We start from the raw sequence: 17,105 nt of genomic DNA, 5'->3' as shown, positions 1-17,105 counted from the left end.
TTAAGCCCCTGTTGCGGTAGTGAGATCTGGCACAAAAGTTTCTACGCCAGCTTCAATGACATTAAATGGGATATCCAAAGCCCAAGCGGCTGAAATAGCAGCGCCAAGGTTCATTGCCTTCCATGGGGAAGTGTTGTCAGATTCAGAGTGACGCGGTATTGGAATGGCTTTTTGATCAAGCTTGCCTGACTTGAGCGTAATTTGCTGCTTGCCAACCATGACTACTCGGCCGCCATTTTGCAAATGGGTCTTTACTACCTCAGAATTTGGATTCTCACTAAAGTAAATAACTTGCCCATCGCAAAGTTCAGCCATTTGCACACACAGCGGATCATCCGCATTGAGGACTCCCACACCTGTGGGCAGAACGACATCAATTTGGGTACGGACAATGCTAAAGACTTGCTCTTCATCGTAAATAGCGTATTGCGGGAAATTGGCTTTAGGGTCAACGTTCAGTACTACGCCAACTTGGCAGCGGTCATAAGCTAGACCTTCAATGAGCATCGAGAGGTGATTATTTTCAATCACAACGGCTTCCACTGCACGATTCAATAAAGTGCGACGGGCATTTTCCCAATTGGATGCGTTGGTATTCGGAATAGCTCGATTGCCAAAATATAAACCTTTGCTACAAGACAGACCAACATACACGTTGGTTAAGCGCAAGAAGTGCGCAATCATCTCAGCAACAGGAGTTTTGCCATGCTCACCACAAACGCCGACTACAGGAATTCGGAAGTTTGTCCCTGGAGGGAAAAGGTGATTGGCAATTTCTTTACCAACCGGTTGCGGTTTACCACTAGCCGGTTTTAGGTGCATCAGCAGACCAGGTCCTGCATTGACTTCAACGATGGCAGCATTTTGTTCTGCGAGAGGGCGACTGATGTCTTGCGCTACCAAATCGACACCAGCTATCTCTAACCCAACGACGCGAGCGGCCAAAGCTACTTGGCTGGCAACGTCTGGATGAATCAAGTCGGTCACATCAAAGGCCACGTTGCCATTACTTTGTATCAGTACTTTGTGATCTAGGGCAGGGATGCTATCGCCAGTCAATTTTTGGCGCGCCAGCTCTAATTCAACTGCAGAATCAATCCGCACTGGATTCAGTGGATGCTCTTCGGCAGTGCCACGGCGTGGATCAGAATTAATTTGAATCTGAATGAGCTCACGAACAGTATGTTTGCCATCACCAGTAACCCAAACAGTTTCACCTTTGGCAGCAGCAACTACTTTATTGCCCACAACGAGTAAGCGATGTTCATCACCAACAATGTGTCTTTCAACCAGCACTTCACTGCCTTCATCAATCGCTACCGCATAAGCAGCTTCAATTTCTTGTTGGGTGTAAAGATTAATAAAGACACCGCGACCGTGATTACCATCAATGGGTTTCACAACTACTGGTAAGCCAATATCTTGAGCAGCTTCCCAAGCGTCGTCAGGGCTTGTGACAGTGCGACCTTCTGGGGTAGGTACGCCGGCACTGCGCAGTAAACTCTTGGTTAAATCTTTATCGCGAGAAATAGTTTCTGCAATCGCGCTAGTCTGATCAGTCTCAGCTGTCCAGATGCGGCGTTGTTTGGCACCATAGCCGAGTTGTACTAAGTTGCCTTCAGATAAACGAATCGAAGGAATGCCACGTTCTTCAGCAGCGTTCACAATGCATGCGGTGCTGGGGCCAAGCAAAAGATCATCACCGAGATCTCGCAAGCTCTCAATAATGTTTTGGACCTCAGCCACACAATCTTTATTGTCTTGCGCTAAAGCGAGATAGAGATCGCGCGCATATTTGAGGGCAGTGAGTGTGACTTCTTCATTGATGGCGCTCACCATCACTTTGTAAACACCCCGACGATCACCATCGCGGGCTTTACCAAACCCCCCGGGAATACCGGCTAAGTTTTGTAATTCAAGAGTAAGGTGCTCTAGGATATGAGCGGGCCATGTGCCTTCTTCAACCCTTTTCAGAAATCCACCGGTTTCGCCATAGCTGCAACGATGCTCAACCAGGCTAGGCACCGCCTTTACTAAACGCTCATAAAAGCCAGGAATCAGGTTTGAGGGATAGTCCTCTAAGTCGCCAATATCTACCCAAACCTCGATTACGGGATGGTAAGTCCACATATTGGGGCCACGGAGATGCTTAACGCTCAGGATCTCAATGGATTTATCTAGTAATTGGGGCATGTGTGGGGTATTGCGAGGGCAGGCGCCAGAGTTTGGCGATGATGCGTCAGACAGTCTCTCGATTTCTAGTTTTAGTTAAAGCTCACAAAAATAGCAAAAATACATAAAAAAGCCTTGGTAAAGAATCTAACGATCTTCTTGCCCCTAAAGTTGACAAGAACTATAAATCTTAAAAATCTAGCTCCACTATACTTTTAAGGTCAATGAAGCCAGAAATCCTACCTTTTGCCCCTGCTTTGCCAAGCGATTGGCTGGCTATTTTGGAGGGTAAAAACGCCTCTATCCCTAGCCTGGATGCCCTGCTGGCATGGGTTGAGCTCGATTTAGATGCCGATCTGCGCTTTGAAAAAAGCCTGCTCTTACTGAGTGAGTCGGGCCTGTTTTGGACCGATGGCCAGCAATTTGAATCCTGGCCAATCACTTCTGGAGCTCATCTGATTCATGGTGATCATGCCGGGGTAGGTCATTTAAGGCTAGAAACTGCCGATCAACTGCTACGAACTTGGTATTTCACTTTAGCGGTAAATCCCCAAGTCCTGCGCCTGCAATCTAGCTACAAGCAGTTGATGAAAGGTGAGGAGCAGCACCAAGCCGAAGTAACTGAATACGACAAGCAAGTTTGCCCAATCTGCTTGAGTCCTAAGCCAGCCAATTCTGATGTTTGTCCGACCTGCGATCCCGAGGAAGACGCACCACCATCGACTTGGACTTTATTTAAGTTGTGGCGTTTTGCTCGTCCCTATAAGAAACAACTCGCATTGGGTTTTGTGTTGACCTTGCTATCGACTGGAGCAACACTCATCCCGCCATACCTCACGATGCCTTTGATGGACCATGTCTTGATTCCGTATGAGCGTGGTAACCCAATTGATTTTCATTTGGCGAGTATGTATTTGTTGGCCTTGTTCGGCGCTTCCATTGTTGCGTGGGGCTTAGGCTGGTGGAAGACCTACTTATTGGCATTAGTCAGCGAACGCATCGGCGCTGATTTGCGTAACACCACGTTTGAACATTTACTCAAACTCTCCTTAGAATATTTTGGTGGCAAGCGCACAGGCGACTTGATTGCCCGCATTGGCGCAGAGACTGATCGCATTTGTGTTTTCCTATCCTTGTATGCCCTAGACTTTGCTACCGATGTCTTGATGATCACGATGACTGCTGCCATCTTGGTCTCGATTGATCCTCTATTGGCTTTAGTGACGCTGGCGCCATTGCCCTTTATCGTTTGGATGATCCATGTAGTGCGTGATCGTTTACGTTTTGGTTTTGAAAAGATCGATCGTATTTGGTCTGAAGTGACCAATATCTTGGCTGATACCATTCCAGGAATTCGTGTAGTTAAAGCGTTCGCACAAGAAGATCGCGAGCTCAAACGTTTTGTTGACTCGAACAAACATAATCTGCAGATTAATGATCGGGTGAATCGTGTTTGGGGATTGTTCTCTCCAACAGTGACATTGCTCACAGAGACGGGTTTGTTAGTCGTCTGGGGCTTTGGTATTTGGCAGGTTGCCCATCAAAAAGTGACTGTGGGCGTATTGATCGCCTTCTTAGCGTATATCGGACGTTTCTATATTCGCTTAGATTCAATGAGTCGTATTGTTTCGCATACACAAAAAGCAGCTGCTGGTGCCAAACGCATCTTCGACATTCTTGACCATGTATCCAGCGTTCCTGAGCCCATCAATCCTGCACCATTAGGTAAGGTTGAAGGCCGCATCTCCTTGCGTGGTGTCGGTTTCCGCTATGGCAACAGGGCAGTATCAAAAGGGATAGATCTCGATATTGCCCCAGGCGAGATGATTGGTCTAGTAGGGCATAGCGGTTCAGGCAAGAGCACTTTAGTGAACTTAATTTGCCGTTTCTACGACGTGAGCTCGGGCTCGATCTCTTTAGATGGTCGTGACATTCGTAGTATTGGGATTGCTGACTATCGCAAATGTATTGGCTTAGTTCTGCAAGAGCCTTTCTTGTTCTTTGGCACGATTGCTGAGAATATTGCCTATGGTAAGCCTGATGCTAGTCGTGAAGAAATTATTGAAGCAGCACGTGCAGCACATGCCCATGAATTTATTCTCAGACTACCGTTAGGCTATGACTCCTTAGTCGGAGAGCGTGGTCAATCATTATCCGGTGGTGAGCGTCAACGGATTTCGATTGCGCGTGCGCTGCTGATTAACCCAAGTATCTTGATCTTGGATGAAGCAACCTCATCTGTTGACACCACAACTGAAAAAGAAATTCAGCGGGCTTTGGATAATCTAGTAAAAGGCCGTACCACTATAGCGATTGCACACCGTCTATCTACCCTCAGAAAGGCTGATCGCCTGGTGGTTCTGGACAAGGGTGAGATTGTGGAGATTGGCTCACACGAGCAATTAATGGAGGCGCAGGGCGCTTACTACACCCTGTACCAAGCACAACTACGCCATGCTGCTGAGCTGGTTGAGGGCGGGGCGATTGGAGAGAGTCTCGAAGAATCACCAAAAGAGCAGCAAGAAGAAAAGCGAGAAGAAAGACTCGAAGTAATTGCAAAGAATATTGGGGGCGGGGTATGACGCAAGCGTATCAAGCTGCAAACCAACTCATTCGAGATTCCTTAGGGCGACTCGTGTTTATTGACGCAGATGGTAATCAGCATGTTGGTGTTTATCCGGTCAGAGCATTCCCGATTACTGCGCCTACAGCGGGTGTTGCGATCATGGATCAGTCAGGCAAAGAAGTATTTTGGTATTCAGAAGTTGCAGCCATTGCAAAACCAGAGCTTCAATTAATCGAAGAAGAATTAGCCGCCCGTGAATTTATGCCGGTGATTGAAAAGATTAGCAAGGTCTCTACATTCGCAACCCCAAGCATTTGGGATATTGAGACCGATCGTGGGCCAACACGTATTCGCCTCAAAGGCGAGGAAGATATTCGCAGAATAGCTGGCAATACTTTACTCATTGCAGATTCCAATGGTCTGCAATTTCTGATCAAAGACTCGACCCAACTCGATAAAGTCAGCAAGAAACTCTTAGACCGCTTCCGCTAGAATTTACGAAAAAGCAAAAGCCGCTTTAGCTCAGTTGGTAGAGCAGTTCATTCGTAATGAAAAGGTCGCCAGTTCGATTCCGGCAAGCGGCACCAACCCCCCTAATAAACAGTCTAAATACCGTTTTTGGCCTATTTAGGGCCTAAAAAGAGGCATTTGGAATTGGGTTGATATTTTCATAATACGGAATCACTTTTTGTATCGTAAGAAGTATTAGGGTTATAATCTAGGTACTAACCCTTAAGGAGATTCAAATGACTGTTTTATTGAATATGATTAATCAGCTTTTTTCTGAAAGCAAAACTAGCCAAGAGCAGGCTGCTCGTCACTATGATTTTGACGGCGCTTATCGCGGCATGTAATTTAAAAAATGACAACATGACAAAGCCACCTTCGGGTGGCTTTTTCTTTTTCTGAAAATTAATCTCCAAACCATGCAATCAAAACTCTTGAATGTTGAATAAACCCACAGAAATCAGAAGGTTATAGCAAGGGTAATCACTAGTGGGGTTTTAAGAGTTTCTTGATTACTGTCAAGACTTCACTGACATAAATCCTTAACAATCTGATACCGATTTATCGGTCTGATAAGTATTTATAAAAGATAAAAGCAAAATTAGGAGATTGAGTATGAGCGGCGAGAAAACTGCAGGACCTTTAGGAGGTCGTTGGTTTCAGCTACTAATCGGCATTATCTGTATGTCGATGATTGCAAACTTGCAATATGGTTGGACTTTATTCGTAAACCCAATCGATGCGAAGTTTGGATGGGGACGTGCAGCGATTCAAGTGGCATTCACCATTTTCGTGTTGACCGAAACTTGGTTAGTTCCAATCGAGGGATACCTCGTTGATAAATTTGGGCCACGCCCAGTTGTTTTCTTTGGCGGTATCTTGTGCGGTATTGGCTGGATCATGAATTCCCATGCAGATACCTTGGCAATGCTCTATACAGCCGCTGCTGTGAGTGGTGTTGGTGCTGGTGCTGTGTATGGTACTTGCGTAGGTAACGCGCTTAAGTGGTTCCCAGATCGTCGTGGTTTAGCAGCTGGTATGACTGCAGCTGGTTTCGGTGCGGGTTCTGCATTGACTGTCATTCCAATTGCTAACATGATTGCAAATCAAGGCTATCAAGAGGCTTTCTGGTACTTTGGTATTTGGCAGGGCGCCATCGTGGTGGTCTTGAGCTTGTTGCTCTCCAAACCTATTAAGAGCGCAATCACTACTGTTAAGGCTGCTGTTGTTCAGACTCGTAAAGACTTCCGTCCAATGGAGATGGTTAAGCAACCTGTGTTCTGGATCATGTACCTTATGTTTGTGATGGTTGCTGCTGGTGGCTTGATGGCAACTGCACAATTAGGCCCAATTGCTAAGGACTTCCAAATCGCTGGTGTAACAGTGAGCTTGATGGGATTAGCATTGCCTGCGTTGACATTCGCATTGACAGTCGACCGAGTATTGAACGGTTTGACCCGTCCTTTCTTTGGATGGGTATCTGACAAAATTGGTCGTGAACAAACGATGACTCTGTGCTTCACATTCGAGTGCTTGGGTATTCTGGGTTTGTACTACCTCGGTCGTGATCCAGTGATGTTTGTTCTGTTAACTGGTTTAGTGTTCTTTGCATGGGGTGAGATCTATAGCTTGTTCCCATCAACCAATGCGGATACATTCGGTTCAACCTATGCCGCAGGTAATGCAGGCCTACTCTATACAGCAAAAGGAACTGCTTCATTGCTAGTACCTTTGTCTAGCGTATTGGTTGCTACTACCGGTGGTTGGGAAGCGGTTTTCTGGGTTGCTAGTATCTTGAACGGTACAGCGGCAATCTTGGCTTGGTTTGTATTGCGCCCAATGCGTCGCAAACTCATCGAGCGTTCTGCTTCAATGTAATCAAGGTCAAAAGCCTAGAAAAGGGGTCTTCGGACCCCTTTTTATTTGCCTAGAGCAAGGCAGCAGGGGAATCGGATAAAATTCCTCCATCATGAATTTCCACAAAAACCGCTTCGTTCACTGGATTGCAGCCGCAGCCATTGCGATGAGTGCACTTGCGCCGGCTGCATCTCAAGCGGTATCGCTCGCGAAGCATGGCCAAGGTTTTTCAATGGAGATTTGCTCTGCTAATGGCGGCAAGATGCAAATTGACGTGCAGGGTGATGAACAAGAAGTTGCAGATCAAATTCAACCATGTCCTTATTGTGTGGCACAAAGTAGTATCACTCCAGCTTTTAACACCATACTCACATTTGAAGCACCAATCTCTTTTGCCTTACTTCCCAAGCTCTTCTATCAATCACCCAAACTCCTTGTAGTTTGGGTAACGCCTCCTTCAGCAGCACCTCCCACACAAGCCTAAATCTATTTGGGCCATAGCCTAGCTATGGAGTTGGCAACCCAGTTGCCGTCATGTTGTGTGGAGAAGTAAATGTTGTTGCAGAAAAAGAAAATTAGCGTATCTATTGGCTTATTCTTCAGTTCAATCCTGCTGAGTACTGGAGTGCAAGCACAAATTGCGCTCCCCTCCGATTATGGCCAGAAAATTGGTGATGTTGTTGTTAGTGCAAGTCGTTCGGGCACTGAGTTAAGGGATATGACTCAAAATACTTCAGTGATCACATCTGAAGATATTGCAAATTCACCAAATCAAACGGTAGACCAGATCTTAAAAAATCAATCTAGTGTTTTTTTAAATGATCAACCCTATTACTTGAAAGACCCTACGGGTCAGAGTCTTAATGTCCGTGGTCTAGGTAATGCAAGAACCTTAGTTTTGATTGATGGCGTTCCTGCAAATGATGCAATGTATGGAACTGTTCAATGGAACTTAGTGCCACTTTCTGCAGTTGAAGATGTTGAGTTAATTCGTGGTGGGGTCTCTAATCTCTACGGCAATATGGGTATGGGGGGTGTTATCAATATCACTACAAAGGGGATCTCGGATAACAAGGGTGAGATCTCTGGAAGTTACGGCACCTGGAATACGAGCAATATCGCCGCATCTAAAGAGTTTGCCGTCAATGAAGTGCTGAAGCTCCGCATTTCAGCAGATGCCTTTAATACCGATGGGTATGTACAGCAAGCAACGATTTCTCCTGCCACTGTCTATCCTCAAGGCAAAACATTGCAAGGTGCCACGAAAGCACAGGCAGCACCCCTGCAGCCTGGTATGGGGCCCGAAGCAGCCAATAGTTCTAATGTTCGAATGCAAGGCGACCTTAAATTCAGTGCAGATACAGCAGCATTTTTTAATCTTGGCTATCACACTATGCAAAATTTGCCACAAGGCGGATATAACATTGCAAGTAAAACAAGCGAAGAGACAACCTTCTCTGCTGGTGTAGTGAGTAAGTTAAATGCAGATGAAAAGTTGCAAGCCAATGCTTACTACGAGTGGACAAGTTTATGGCAGCAAAACGTGAGTCAAAACCCAAGCTACGGCGCTAATAGCGTCGTTACAGTGGGTACCCCATATATCAGTGCTAACTATAACAATCCGTATAGCACTATTGGGGCCTCAGCTCAATACAGCAAAAATATTAAAGATTTTGCAATAGATCAATTTATAGCTAGTGTTGATGGCAGACAGGTTGCTGCTTCAAACTTAACTAACCAACTCTCAACAACTGGTGCCAATACAGGCGTAGCTTATGCACAGGGCTCGCAGCAGTTTTACGGATTAATGGGGCAATTGAAGTCAAAGGCAGTTGATATTCCTTTGCAAACCACTCTATCGGCTCGACTTGATCAATGGAATAGTCAAATACCCACTTATTACGTTGCGGGTGCAAACGGAGCGAATCCTACCTATACAAACGCCCCTAACCAGACAGTCTATAAATTTAGCCCAAATTTAGGTTTGCTATATAACGCAACTAAAGAGTTGGATTTTCGTGCAGCTGCATATCAGGGATTTCATGCACCAGGCTTAAACAATCAAATACGAAGTTATGGAACGGTAACGTCTTTTAATGCCGCAAACCCCAATCTAACACCAGAAAATATGACCGGCTATGAAATCGGCACTGACTACCGGTGGAACTCTGGCTTTGTTCAGGTTACGGGCTTTAATGCAAATCTTAGTAATGCCATTTATGCTGCCACTGCAACACAGGCCCAAATTCAGGCTTACTGTTCAACTTGTACCGCAGGTAGCATCTATGGAAACAATCAATCACTTCAAAGTCGGGGTTTAGAGTTTCAGGGTCGCTATGATTTCGATACCAAGTGGGCAATGGATGCAACTTATACCCATACCAATACTATCTTGACGTGGACAGGGGCGGGGGTCAGTAGCGTAACCAATCCGCTTAATAGTCAGATCGGCGGAGTTCCACAAAATATGGGTAGTGCAGGCATTACCTACGTGCCATTTAATAAGACTTCTCTAAACGCGAATGTTCGATATGTAGGGAATTCTTGGATGGATACTCAGCATCAATTGCCAGTCCCTGCGTATGCCACTGTTGGTGCTCGGATTAATCATGAGGTAACGCCTGGAACAACGGTATTTTTGAGTGCGGTAAATCTCTTGAATCGCAACTATATTTCTTATGCGGCTGCCACTAGTCAGACAAGCTACATCATTGGCCAACCACAGACTATTACCGTTGGGGCTCGTGTAGTATTTTGATGATGAACCTGCGACTCCAGATCCCCTCGATCAGAATACTGACAGCTACACTTTTTGCTTTGGTGCTTGCTGGTATTGCACCTTTGGCTTCGTCGCAAATGGATCATACATCCCATATGATGGCTGGATCGACAAGTGGGGCTGCTGGCTGTGTTGGTTCAGGGCTCGAGTGTGCAAATGCTGCTACGCCATTTTTATTGCCTAACGGTGAGTTGCTGCTTTCATGGACTGCAAATGGCGTAGTCTCAGTAGCTCGCTCTCATGATTTAGGTAAAACCTTTACACCAGCGGTCAAGATCGCAGAGCATGGTAAGTCCTTAGATACTGGCGCTGATGCGCGTCCACAAATTGCTGCTGATCATCAAGGAAATGTCTTTTTGGCTTATGCATTCTTCAAAGACTCTCATTGGAATGCGCAAATTAATACTGTTAGATCTACCGATGGCGGTAATACTTTCAGCACCCCCTCATCCTTAGTGCAAGATAGCTCAAGCCAACGCTTTCCCTCAGTCTTAATCAGACCTGATCACTCTATTTTCATTGCCTGGATTGATAAGCGGCTCGTTGCTGCCGCAAAGCAGGGTGGTGCTAAACGCTTAGGCGGATCTATTGCCTATTCGTTCTCAAATGATGGCGGTAACACTTTTCAGCCAGAGCAATTTGCGAATGAGAATAGTTGTGAGTGTTGTCGTATTGGAGCTAGTTTAGATAGGCAGAGACAACCTGTCATTGCCTATCGGGCAATTTTTCCTGGAGGCATTCGGGATCAGGCAACTCAGGTAATTTCCGCTAAAGGTGCTCAAGCTATTCGTAGGGTCTCCGATGATGGCTGGAAAACGGATGCCTGCCCGCACCATGGTCCATCGATTGCGGTTTCTGAATCTGGAACATTTCATGTGGCTTGGTATACCCAAGGTAGTAAGCGATCTGGAGTTTTCTATGCGAATTCCAACAACCAAGGATTAAGTTACTCAAAGCCAGTCCGCATTGGGGCAGAGGGCGCTAATGTTTCCAGACCCTATCTCTTGGCATTAGGTCAGCAAGTGTGGATGGTATGGAAAGAGTTTGATGGAAATGATTCTTCGGTATACCTCAAGCAGTCTTCAGATGATGGTAAAACATGGTTAGCACCAAAGATGATCGCCAAAACCAGTGGGTATAGTGATCATCCTTTATTGGTAAGCCAGCAGGACACCGTTTTCTTATCCTGGCTTACTAGAGCAGATGGTTACCAGTTACATCAAGTTGGTCAAAAACAATGAAAAAATATTTACTAGCTTTTGTCCTTGCAGCTGGATTGATGAGTCTTGCATATGCAGATAAGCCTGGTCTAAAGTCCTACCAAATGGGTGATTGGTCAACGCTGGTGAAATCTGCCAACGGTTCACCCATTGCCATTCATTTTTGGGGTGTAACTTGCCCAGCATGCGTCAAAGAGATGCCACTCTGGGGCAGCTTTTTAAAAGGGCAGCCTAACGCAAAGGTGATTTTCATCCAAGTGGATGATGTATCAATTGAGAGTATGCAAAAGATGCTGGCAAAAGCGGGTTTGGATAAGGCCAATAACTACTACATTGCTGGCTCCTTTGATGAGCGCTTACGTTATGAAATTGATCCGAAGTGGTATGGCGAGACGCCAACTACAATCTTCATTGATCAAAAAGGAAAAGCTACTAGACAAACTGGTTTAATCGATTTTCAGAAGTTAAAAAGCTTCTTGAATGCAGGCGTACCATTAAATAAATAGGAGGGTGTAGATATGAAATCAACAGTGTTAGTAACAATATATGCCGTAATGGGTATTGCCTTTGGTGGTTCCGCGTTAGCGCAGAATCCTGCATTTACCAACATCAAAATTGAAAATGCTTACACTCGCGCAACTGCCCCTGGGCAGCAGGCGGCAGTCGGTTTTTTGAAGATTGATAACAAAGGTAATGCCGATCAACTCTTAGGCGCTAGCTCCCCAGCTGCAGGCGAAGTGCAATTACATGAAATGGCCATGGACGGTAATGTTATGAAAATGCGTCAGGTAAAAGATATTCCGGTGCCGGCTGGTGGCATTGTGGAATTAAAACCAGGCGGCTACCACCTCATGTTTATGAATTTAAAGGGGCCTTTTGTAACAGGTCAAACCATTCCGGTAAAACTCAAGTTTGCTAAGGCGGGCGATATGGAATTAAAGATTCCAGTAAATCCAGTAGCTAATTCAGGATCGATGAGTCACTAAGCAATATTCACTCTTGAAATAAAAAGCCCCTAGTAATTACCTAGGGGCTTTTGCTTTGCAGACGAGATGATTAAGTTAGATCTAAATTCAGATCAGTTACAGCACCTTTGCTAGCGCTACTTGCTAGGCTTGCATACTTTGCCAAGAGACCACGGGTATAGCGTGGCTTAGGTTGCTTCCAAGCTGCTCTGCGCTTCGCAATTTCTGCTTCATCTACATTGAGCTGAATGAGCAATTTGTGCGCATCGATTGTGACGGAGTCGCCTTCATTGATGAGAGCGATTGTGCCGCCAACATAAGCTTCAGGAGCAACGTGGCCGACTACCATGCCCCAGGTGCCACCAGAGAAGCGACCATCGGTTATGAGGCCTACAGACTCGCCTAAACCTTGGCCAACCAGGGCAGAGGTTGGGGCAAGCATCTCGCGCATGCCAGGACCACCTTTAGGGCCCTCATAGCGAATCACTACGATGTCACCATCTTTGATTTTTTGCGCCATGATGGCAGCCATTGCATCATCTTCAGAATCAAACACTCGGGCGGGGCCGGTAATCGAAGGGTTCTTGAGGCCGGTAATCTTGGCGACGCAACCTTCTGGAGAAATATTGCCCTTCAAGATTGCTAAGTGACCTTGTTTGTACAAAGGATTATCTAAAGTACGAATTACTTTTTGATCTGCACGTGGGATAGATGGCACGTCTTTCAATACTTCAGCGATCGTTTTACCGGTAATGGTCATGCAATCGCCATGCAGCAGTCCACCATCTAACAAAATCTTCATCACTTGGGGGATGCCACCAGCTTGGTGCAAGTCAGTTGCAAGATAAGTGCCTGATGGCTTCATATCGACGATGACTGGTACTCGTTGACGAATGCGCTCAAAGTCATCAATGGTCCAATCAATTTCAGCGGCACTCGTGATGGCCAGGAAATGCAAGACCGCATTCGTTGAGCCGCCTACTGCCATGATCACGCTGACAGCATTCTCAATGGATTTCTTGGTAATGATGTCGCGTGGTCGTAAATTATTTTTAATGGCTTCCACTAAAACCCGTGCAGAGTCAGCTGCGCTGGCAACTTTTTCAGCATCCACGTTTGCCATGGTGGAAGAGTAGGGTAGGCTCATGCCAAGCGCCTCAAAGGAAGAGCTCATGGTATTGGCGGTATACATGCCACCACAAGAGCCACTACCTGGACAAGCATGCTGCTCAACACCTTTGAGATCCTCTTCACTCAATCTGCCAGAGGTAAACTCACCTACTGCCTCAAACGCAGAAACAATGTTGAGGTCTTTACCTTTGTAATGACCCGGCTTAATTGTTCCGCCATAGACATAGATTGCTGGCACATTGGTGCGTGCAATCGCCATCATGCCACCTGGCATATTTTTGTCGCAACCACCAATTACCACCACACCATCTTGCCAAAGACCATTGACACACACTTCAATACTGTCAGCAATCACTTCGCGTGAGACGAGAGAATATTTCATGCCCTCGGTACCCATACCAATGCCATCAGAGACAGTAGGGGTGCCAAACATTTGCGCTTTTGCACCCGCACCTTCCAGGGCTTCAACTGCTGCATCGGCCAATTTTTGTAAGCCACTGTTGCAAGGTGTAATAGTCGAGTGGCCATTGGCTACGCCAACCATAGGCTTTGAGAAATCCTTTTCTTCGTATCTCATTGCGTAATACATCGAACGGTTAGGTGCGCGAGCAACCCCTTCGGTGACCATGCGCGAGCGTTCATTAAGGCGTTTCATGCTTATTACTCCAGAAAAGGTTGATATTGAAAGGCTCTATTGTGCCGTGGCTAGGCTGAAACTTGAGATTTTGCACTCTTGTACTAATTCGTTGCAGTGTAGTACAAATCAACTATATATTTTTTTTGAGTTTCATTGTTCACATGATGGACAATCAATTTTGTAATGGAATTGTATTGATTTTGTATTAAGATCAATCACTTATTCTTTTTTTGATAGGCATCCCAGCCGTGAACAAGACCGCAAAACTTCCCGAAATTCGCAAAGAAGTTTTCACTACCGCCAGAGAGAGTCTTGGCTTAACTATGAAAGATTTGTCTGGCATGGCATGTCTCTCTGTGCGTCAGATTGAGCAAATTGAAAATGGCCAGATAACGAGTTTTTACAGTCCCCAAGTTAAAGTTACCGCTGCCAAAAAAGTTGCCAACCTACTCAAGTTAGCAGAATCAGAAGCCTTTGATTTCGGTAATAGCGCCCCAGCAAGAGAGCGAGCTGCTGAGGAAGTCATTTCTGCGCCAGAAATCCAGCCTGAATCGGAAAAAGTTATAGCAGTCAATGCTCCAAAGCCTGCAGTGTCTATTGGAGCTAATGAAAAAAATAGCTACCACTATTCCAAAAAAAAGCCATTAATAGCAATGGCTATTGTTGTTGCCGTAGGAGTATTTGCAGCGGTTAACTTACGCCCAGTGTTTTTTCCTGAGCCACCCAAAGAAGAGTTAGTGATAGTTGAAGAAGTTGTACAAGACGCCCCGGTAGTAAACACACCTGTAGAGGAAGAAAAGTCTGCTGCTACGATCCCAGCTCCAGCACCTTCATCAGCAACGCAATCCTTGGCGCCCGCTACCGCATTAGTATCTATAGATTGCCCTTCTGCAGATTCCGCAGCTATCAGCTATACGCCTGATTCTCCTAGAAAACCCGGCGATATGGTTTACGTACAGGCTAAGACTGCACAAAATGTATGTGTGATTGATGCCACAGGTAAGACCCAAAGTAAGGCTTTGGAGGCTGGAGTCGGGGTCAGTGTTTATGGCAAGCCACCGTTTAAGGTGCTGACACAAGGCCTAAATCAAGTGGATATTTACTTCCAGGGCTTTAAGGTACGCACTGCTAATTCTGCTGGTAGGACGATTATTCTAGAGCCAGCTGAACTCAGTCAACTGGTGGTTCCAGCAGAATCCCAGACGCGCTAAATCAAACAGCGGATTCGTTGGTTTCGCCTGTGCGAATCCGAATGACATGTTCAACGGCGGTCACAAAAATCTTTCCATCACCAATCTTGCCAGTATGCGCAGCTTTGGTGATCGCTTCCAGTGCAGCTTCAAGACGATCAGACGGAACCACAGCCTCTACCTTTACTTTAGGCAAAAAGTCGACCACGTACTCAGCGCCACGATAGAGTTCGGTATGGCCCTTTTGACGGCCAAAGCCTTTCACTTCTGTGACAGTTAGGCCGGTAACACCGACCTCAGCCAATGCTTCGCGAACTTCATCGAGCTTGAATGGTTTGATGATTGATGTAATTAATTTCATTTGTTCCCCCTAATGCAGCAATCATACCTAGAACTGCCAAATATCTCCAAGAAAGAGATACGTTGTTGGGTTTTTAGGCTCTAAATGATGAAGTAATGGGGTAGCGCCAGTCGCGTCCAAATGCTCTGGTGGTAACACGCACCCCCGGAGGGGCTTGGCGACGCTTATATTCATTTAATTTAATGAGGCGTGTTACCTTTTCTACGCTCTCAGCATCAAAGCCAGCCCCAATGATTTGCTCAATGGACTGGTTCTGCTCCATATAGCGCTCCACAATGCCGTCCAGCACCTCATAAGAGGGCAGGCTGTCTTGGTCAGTTTGATCAGGGCGTAATTCAGCAGAAGGGGCGCGGGTCAAAATACGCTCGGGAATTACTGGACTGATGCTGTTGCGGAAGGCGCATAGGCGATATACCAAGGTTTTAGCAATATCCTTGATGACTGCAAAGCCACCCGCCATATCTCCGTACAAGGTGCAATAGCCAACCGCCATTTCACTTTTATTGCCGGTTGTGAGAACCAGGCGACCTGTTTTATTCGATAGCGCCATAAGGAGGGTGCCACGCACGCGCGCTTGAATATTTTCTTCAGTGGCGTCCGCTTTGAGTCCCTTAAATTGTGAGGCCAGGGATTCTTCTAGAGCATCAACTGGACCACTGATGGGTATCTCATCGTATTGAACGCCTAGATTTTTGGCGAGCTCACGAGCATCTATCCAAGAAATATCTGCGGTATAGCGTGAGGCCATCATCACTGCACGTACTTTGTCAGCACCTAAGGCATCTGCTGCAATTGCTAATACCAAAGCTGAATCTACGCCGCCCGATAAACCAATAATCACACCTGGGAAGCGGTTCTTATGAACGTAGTCACGTACGCCCAGCACTAGAGCTTGATAGGCCTGAGCTTCAACACTTTGCGGCGGACAAATGAGACCTTCTTCCAGCTCGCCTGCAGAGTTGATGCTAACGATACCTAGACCAGCCTCAAACTGGGGCATAGACATGACAACAGCACCTTGACTATTTAATGCAAATGACCCACCATCAAAAACCAATTCATCTTGACCGCCCACCGCATTGACATAAACCAAGGGCATATGGGTTTGAGCAATGTGTCCGCGTAGCACTTCAATGCGTAAAGATTCTTTTTTGAGGTGATAAGGGGAGGCATTGGGGACTAGCAATACTTGAGCGCCTGCAGCATAGGCTTGTTTGGCGGGGCCAGCATGCCAGGCATCTTCACACAAGATCAAGCCATACTGAATGCCATCGCAAGTAAATACACAGGCTTCATTGCCTGGCACAAAGTAGCGCACTTCATCAAAGACTTCATGATTGGGTAATTCTTGTTTGGCATAGCCTGCAATCACTTTGCCATCTTGTAAAACAGAAGCAAAGTTTTGGAGGCCAGCAGCAGTTCTTTTAGGGTGACCTACAACAACAGTGAGCCCAGGATATTGAGCCAGCTCTTTCATCAAGAAATCGAGCTGCGCATGCGCCGCTTCAATAAATGCAGGGCGCAGCAATAGGTCTTCTGGGGGGTAGCCGGTGAGCGAAAGCTCGGGAGTGACTACCAGATTGACGCCTTGTTGAAGGGCAGCCAGAGCGGCCTTGTGAATCAGTTGCGCATTGCCAGCCAGATCACCCAGTAATGGGTTCATTTGGGCTAGGGCAATTTTTTGTGCGCTCACTCCGAATCACAAAGCCTATGCTGATAT

The 17,105-nt window shown here is 46.2% G+C and carries 12 protein-coding genes, 1 tRNA gene and 1 pseudogene; 10 read left to right on the top strand and 4 right to left on the bottom strand.

The features are described from left to right. Positions 1 to 12: 12 nt before the first annotated feature. Positions 13 to 2,193 (bottom strand): annotated as a pseudogene (gene cphA, locus C2757_RS06020) (cyanophycin synthetase); the annotation flags it as partial. 203 nt (positions 2,194 to 2,396) lie between these two features. Between cphA and C2757_RS06015 the strand changes: the two are divergent. The 9 genes from C2757_RS06015 to C2757_RS05975 all read left to right on the top strand — a co-directional run bounded on the left by C2757_RS06015 (position 2,397) and on the right by C2757_RS05975 (position 12,087). After that, positions 2,397 to 4,754 carry an ABC transporter ATP-binding protein gene (locus tag C2757_RS06015; protein ID WP_215373506.1) on the top strand — a complete coding sequence of 786 codons (2,358 nt, stop codon included), beginning with the start codon at positions 2,397 to 2,399 and terminating at the stop codon, positions 4,752 to 4,754. After that, positions 4,751 to 5,230, top strand: a complete 480-nt coding sequence (locus C2757_RS06010) for a DUF1854 domain-containing protein (RefSeq protein WP_215373504.1) — start codon at positions 4,751 to 4,753, stop codon at positions 5,228 to 5,230. Before C2757_RS06015 ends, C2757_RS06010 begins: the two co-directional genes overlap by 4 nt. 19 nt (positions 5,231 to 5,249) lie before the next feature. Continuing rightward, positions 5,250 to 5,325: transfer RNA gene (locus tag C2757_RS06005), tRNA-Thr, on the top strand. A gap of 535 nt (positions 5,326 to 5,860) precedes the next feature. Further along, entirely contained in the window at positions 5,861 to 7,123 is a 1,263-nt protein-coding gene (oxlT, locus tag C2757_RS06000; protein ID WP_215373503.1) for an oxalate/formate MFS antiporter, read from the top strand. Between the two features lie 91 nt (positions 7,124 to 7,214). Beyond that, on the top strand, positions 7,215 to 7,586 hold the full coding sequence (locus C2757_RS05995; protein ID WP_215373501.1) for a DUF2946 family protein: 372 nt from the start codon (positions 7,215 to 7,217) through the stop codon (positions 7,584 to 7,586). Between the two features lie 69 nt (positions 7,587 to 7,655). Continuing rightward, positions 7,656 to 9,860, top strand: a complete 2,205-nt coding sequence (locus C2757_RS05990; RefSeq protein ID WP_215373499.1) for a TonB-dependent receptor — start codon at positions 7,656 to 7,658, stop codon at positions 9,858 to 9,860. Between the two features lie 98 nt (positions 9,861 to 9,958). Next, a complete protein-coding gene (locus tag C2757_RS05985) occupies positions 9,959 to 11,122 on the top strand; it encodes a sialidase family protein (RefSeq protein WP_215373498.1) in 1,164 nt (387 codons plus the stop codon). After that, complete coding sequence (locus tag C2757_RS05980) at positions 11,119 to 11,607, top strand: TlpA disulfide reductase family protein (RefSeq protein WP_215373496.1); 489 nt, start codon at positions 11,119 to 11,121, stop codon at positions 11,605 to 11,607. Before C2757_RS05985 ends, C2757_RS05980 begins: the two co-directional genes overlap by 4 nt. A gap of 12 nt (positions 11,608 to 11,619) precedes the next feature. Further along, positions 11,620 to 12,087 (top strand): copper chaperone PCu(A)C, encoded by a 468-nt coding sequence (locus C2757_RS05975; RefSeq protein WP_215373495.1) that lies wholly within the window; start codon positions 11,620 to 11,622, stop codon positions 12,085 to 12,087. 70 nt (positions 12,088 to 12,157) lie between these two features. Here C2757_RS05975 and ilvD read toward each other — a convergent pair whose 3' ends face one another. Then, entirely contained in the window at positions 12,158 to 13,852 is a 1,695-nt protein-coding gene (gene ilvD / locus C2757_RS05970) for a dihydroxy-acid dehydratase (RefSeq protein ID WP_215373493.1), read from the bottom strand. Between the two features lie 230 nt (positions 13,853 to 14,082). Here ilvD and C2757_RS05965 point away from each other — a divergent pair, with 230 nt between their 5' ends. Further along, the gene (locus C2757_RS05965; protein ID WP_215373492.1) at positions 14,083 to 15,045 is read left to right on the top strand and encodes a RodZ family helix-turn-helix domain-containing protein; all 963 of its coding nucleotides are present in this window, start codon (positions 14,083 to 14,085) and stop codon (positions 15,043 to 15,045) included. Between the two features lies 1 nt (position 15,046). On the opposite strand, the gene C2757_RS05960 is transcribed toward C2757_RS05965, so the two are convergent. Then, the gene (locus tag C2757_RS05960; protein ID WP_215373490.1) at positions 15,047 to 15,385 is read right to left on the bottom strand and encodes a P-II family nitrogen regulator; all 339 of its coding nucleotides are present in this window, start codon (positions 15,383 to 15,385) and stop codon (positions 15,047 to 15,049) included. A gap of 73 nt (positions 15,386 to 15,458) precedes the next feature. Next, complete coding sequence (locus C2757_RS05955; protein WP_215373489.1) at positions 15,459 to 17,078, bottom strand: NAD+ synthase; 1,620 nt, start codon at positions 17,076 to 17,078, stop codon at positions 15,459 to 15,461. Positions 17,079 to 17,105: the final 27 nt, after the last annotated feature.

Origin of the sequence: Polynucleobacter sp. MWH-Svant-W18 (assembly GCF_018687495.1) — a bacterium.
GTDB lineage: Bacteria > Pseudomonadota > Gammaproteobacteria > Burkholderiales > Burkholderiaceae > Polynucleobacter.
The sequence above is the reverse complement of the archived record's forward strand: the minus strand, read 5'-3'. Positions and strand labels throughout refer to the sequence as shown.

Bases quoted from the DNA above. Each gene is read 5' to 3' on its own strand.
- C2757_RS05980 (WP_215373496.1), top strand. From the start codon at position 11,119: ATGAAAAAATATTTACTAGCTTTTGTCCTTGCAGCTGGATTGATGAGT.
- C2757_RS05960 (WP_215373490.1), bottom strand. From the start codon at position 15,385: ATGAAATTAATTACATCAATCATCAAACCATTCAAGCTCGATGAAGTT.
- C2757_RS05990 (WP_215373499.1), top strand. From the start codon at position 7,656: ATGTTGTTGCAGAAAAAGAAAATTAGCGTATCTATTGGCTTATTCTTC.
- C2757_RS06015 (WP_215373506.1), top strand. From the start codon at position 2,397: ATGAAGCCAGAAATCCTACCTTTTGCCCCTGCTTTGCCAAGCGATTGG.
- oxlT (WP_215373503.1), top strand. From the start codon at position 5,861: ATGAGCGGCGAGAAAACTGCAGGACCTTTAGGAGGTCGTTGGTTTCAG.
- C2757_RS05995 (WP_215373501.1), top strand. From the start codon at position 7,215: ATGAATTTCCACAAAAACCGCTTCGTTCACTGGATTGCAGCCGCAGCC.
- C2757_RS05975 (WP_215373495.1), top strand. From the start codon at position 11,620: ATGAAATCAACAGTGTTAGTAACAATATATGCCGTAATGGGTATTGCC.
- ilvD (WP_215373493.1), bottom strand. From the start codon at position 13,852: ATGAAACGCCTTAATGAACGCTCGCGCATGGTCACCGAAGGGGTTGCT.
- C2757_RS05985 (WP_215373498.1), top strand. From the start codon at position 9,959: ATGGATCATACATCCCATATGATGGCTGGATCGACAAGTGGGGCTGCT.
- C2757_RS06010 (WP_215373504.1), top strand. From the start codon at position 4,751: ATGACGCAAGCGTATCAAGCTGCAAACCAACTCATTCGAGATTCCTTA.